This window comes from Vibrio sp. V42_P2S4T144 (genome assembly GCF_009904715.1).
Taxonomy (GTDB): Bacteria; Pseudomonadota; Gammaproteobacteria; order Enterobacterales; family Vibrionaceae; genus Vibrio; species Vibrio alginolyticus.
This window is the reverse complement of the sequence record NZ_WXWS01000192.1, coordinates 1-3,582: the sequence shown is the minus strand read 5'-3', so window position 1 is coordinate 3,582 and position 3,582 is coordinate 1. Positions and strand designations below refer to the sequence as shown.

The 3,582-nt window shown below is 41.8% G+C and carries 3 protein-coding genes and 1 pseudogene; 2 read left to right on the top strand and 2 right to left on the bottom strand.

What is annotated here, in order from left to right; translation table 11 throughout:
• Positions 1–84 precede the first annotated feature (84 nt).
• Complete coding sequence (locus CAG68_RS06740) at positions 85–1,515, top strand: methyl-accepting chemotaxis protein (protein ID WP_005376380.1); 1,431 nt, start codon at positions 85–87, stop codon at positions 1,513–1,515.
• A 430-nt stretch (positions 1,516–1,945) separates the two neighbouring features.
• Here CAG68_RS06740 and CAG68_RS06735 read toward each other — a convergent pair whose 3' ends face one another.
• Together CAG68_RS06735 and CAG68_RS06730 are read right to left on the bottom strand one after the other, a co-directional pair.
• Positions 1,946–2,614 carry an HAD-IA family hydrolase gene (locus CAG68_RS06735; RefSeq protein ID WP_138940251.1) on the bottom strand — a complete coding sequence of 223 codons (669 nt, stop codon included), beginning with the start codon at positions 2,612–2,614 and terminating at the stop codon, positions 1,946–1,948.
• Between the two features lie 195 nt (positions 2,615–2,809).
• A complete protein-coding gene (locus CAG68_RS06730; protein WP_161440945.1) occupies positions 2,810–3,319 on the bottom strand; it encodes a flavodoxin in 510 nt (169 codons plus the stop codon).
• Positions 3,320–3,464: 145 nt separating this feature from the next.
• Between CAG68_RS06730 and CAG68_RS06725 the strand changes: the two are divergent.
• Positions 3,465–3,582: pseudogene (locus tag CAG68_RS06725) on the top strand (CreA family protein); the annotation flags it as partial.

Below are 3,582 nucleotides of genomic sequence, written 5' to 3'. Positions count from 1 at the left end.
ATATTTTGCTGATTAACTTCGCATATTTTGTTTCGATATAGCAATAGATTTGGTCAATATCTTTTATCTCTAATGGAGCTTTAAATGAGAGAAGTTGAGTTTAGAACGATAGACAGGCTGTTTATCAAGATGTCTATCAACGACAAAATGTGGGTTATATTCCTACTGTTTTTAGTAGCCCTCACTTCAGTGGCTGGAAGCCGCTACTTCAATGAAATACAACAATTTGAGCAGCAAGCCATCTCGGCGAGCGAAGCGAAGCTTTCTGGTATCGTTGATGCTCAATCAAACCGCGCTACAGAAATTGACGGCGTATCGAAATCGAACCGCGTAAGCGAGAGTTCTTTTGTCGATGGGTCTGTGACCGCTTATGCCAAGTTGCATTCTGGAGAAGTGATTAAGCTGACTCAAAATGTGTCCACACAATACGAATCGTTAAAATCATCAGCTCTATCGTCACTATTACTCAGCTTCTTATGGGTTATTCCTTTTGCCCTATTCTCTTACTGGGTGGCAACGTTTATCGGAGGAGCTCTGTGGGTTTTATATACAACAACCGAAAAAATTGGTGACGGTGACTTAACCTCTCGTCTTGGTTTCCATCCTGGTCGAGATGAATTCGGTACCATCGGCTGTGCGCTAGACAAGTCTATGGATACCTTAAGTGAACTGGTTAATAGTGTTAAAAATAATGCAACGATGTTGAGCGAGACATCTTCTGCATTCGAAAAAGATATGCAGTTGAGTGAAACCCAGATATCTCATCAATATCAAACGCTTGATTCAGTCGCGACGGCAATGGAAGAAATGACAGCCTCTGCAAAGGAGGTATCAAGTATTTCTCAACAAGCAACGACGCAGTCAGACCAAGATGCCCAGAAGATCGAACTAAGCAGAAGCCGTGTACAAAACGTGATTGGCGAGATAGAGACGTTATCTAGCTATATTGAACAAGCCTCTACGTCAGTAACCAATTTAAACGAGAATACGACGCAGATTAATGACGTGATCACAACGATTAACGCCATTTCAGAACAAACTAATCTGTTGGCGCTAAACGCAGCAATCGAAGCAGCCCGTGCTGGTGAACAAGGTCGTGGATTTGCAGTGGTTGCCGATGAAGTACGTACATTAGCAAGCAGAACTCAACAGGCAACAGTAGAGATCCAAGCCATGATTGAGAAGCTTCAAATTGAGAGCCAGAACATTGCTTCAATCACCAACCGAACCGTTCAGCAAGCTCAAACCAGCAGCCAGCTTATTGATGAAATCGGCCATGATGTTACCTCTATTGCCGAGTCAGCACGCTCATTAATGGACATGAGCATTCAGATTTCCACATCTGCTGAAGAACAAAGCGCAGTTGCTAACGATATTGCATCGGAACTTTCAGAAATTCGTAGTCAATCAAGCACAATCAGAGAAGTGGCGGAGCAATCTACCGCTGGCGTCGCTAATCTCACGCAAGCCTCCGTTTCTCTTGGTGAGATATTACAACGCTACCGCACCGCATAACGTTGTGGAACTTATGATCAACAAGGGCTCCTTAAGGAGCCCTTTTCTTTAAGCCGTGTTCAACTATTACCTTCGATATTTTCTACGACATCCAAGTGGATATTTGAAGTGAATCTCAAGTTCTCGCTGTACCGGATGAAATAATGTTCTTAAACAAAGCGTTCCGCTATGCTTGATCTTGCCAATTCCAATTTGCTGCTGGAAAACAATATGAATAATTACAAAGACACAAAAGACATAGAGAACCTGAATTGCCCACTCTGCCAAGGAGATGAATATCTCATTTCATCGGATGGCGAGAAATTCACATGCGCTGCTTGCGGATTTCATACAAAAAACTTCTCATCTATCCAATGTCTACATCAAACGCCTTACCTACAGTCTAAACTTAAGCACATCCACAGCTTGAGTCCGGTTTGCCATTAGTAGGTCAAACAGAGCAGCCACACAGCTGCTCTTTTAATTCATCTAAATGATGGATGCGAATTACACGCTCGTCCTCAACAAGATTGATAGCTTCACCATTAAATAACTGTATCGTTTTGATACCGGCGTTTAGTCCCGCCTCAACTCCTTTAGGCGTGTCATCAATATAAAGACAGTCACTTGGTAAAAAGCCCATGCTCATAGCACTGTACATGATTAAATCAGGCTCAGGCTTCCAACTATTCGCATCGAATGCCGAGAACACTTTGCCTCGGAAAGCATCGAGTAAACCGGTTAACTCCAAAGCGTATTCAATTTTATCTTTAGGTCCATTAGACGCCACACAATATTCGATATTATGCGAATCCAAAAACTGAATTAATCGTTTTGCGCCATCCATTGGCTGTAAGTGACGCACAAAAAGAGACTGGACTTCTTCTCGGTATTGCGGCTCTAAAACATCAATTGGGACTTTGATATCTTTCAATTCTTTAGTATCTAAAAGGATGTCAGCGAGCTTTCCTCCTTTAAAGTGAGAAACGCACTCTTCCATCGTTAACTCAGCCCCATGCTGGTTAAATACATTGACGAGCGCTTGGCAACACAGTCTTTCGCTGTCGACCAACGTACCATCACAGTCAAATATCACGCACTTAATATTGGTAATTGCCATAGCCATCTCCAGACGTCTTAAAGGCTCAAGCCCAAGCTGATTTTAAGAATGTTTGGATTAATCTTATTTGAGTTTGGGATTGTTGAAACGACGAGCTTGGCATTTCATGGAAATAGAAGGGAGCAATTACAGTTTTTCTAAGCAAGATCACCCAACGTCATCTTGCTTTACTTTTTATGCACATTGATGTGTAAGTTAGTCTTCGATAACCACTGAGTCTAACAGTTTTTGCTCGGTGCTTAGTCTTTTAGCCAGATCAGCCACAAACGAGCTTTTGTATTTTGATTCAGAAACAGCAACATCAGAGATGAGTGTATATCCTTCGAGATGGCTAACAATAGCAGCACCAATTGGGACTCCAGATTTAAAACCAACATATAATTCAAAATCTGGCGTGAGGATAATCTGTGTCAGATATTCAATGATCATATCTTTATCATACTGCTGTTCCCAGCGCTGAGATTGCAAGATAGAGAACATAATGGTCAGTCGATGAAAATCGACCAGAAAAATATCGTCGGGGTTAAATTCAGAGTCACTTTCCAGTAATGTGTCTTTGTCGACTACTTGATAGGTTGCTTTTTCTAGCGTTTTGAAATAGACATCGCGCCCTTTCAAACTCTCTGGTGTCGGAAATTCAACTTCGACCAGATCATACAGCCATGTATTTTTACGCTCGATACTGGCTAACTGTTGTTCATTCATCTTGATACCTTCGTTTAGAGCAGTACATTAGCATGAAGCCCGCAACAAACCTAGCGCACATAGACCTTTCCGTGGCTAAATTTTGTTTTAGGTGCAAACCTCTGATAGATTTCATCAATATCTTTCCTAGTTAAGGACAAAAATAATGAAAAAGATGCTGTTAAGTGCATTGCTTGCTACTACTCTAGTTGGTTGTTCAGATAACGATGTTGCTGACGTGGGGCTCGGTTGGTTTACTTTGAAAGACATCAAAGTCGGTGAGT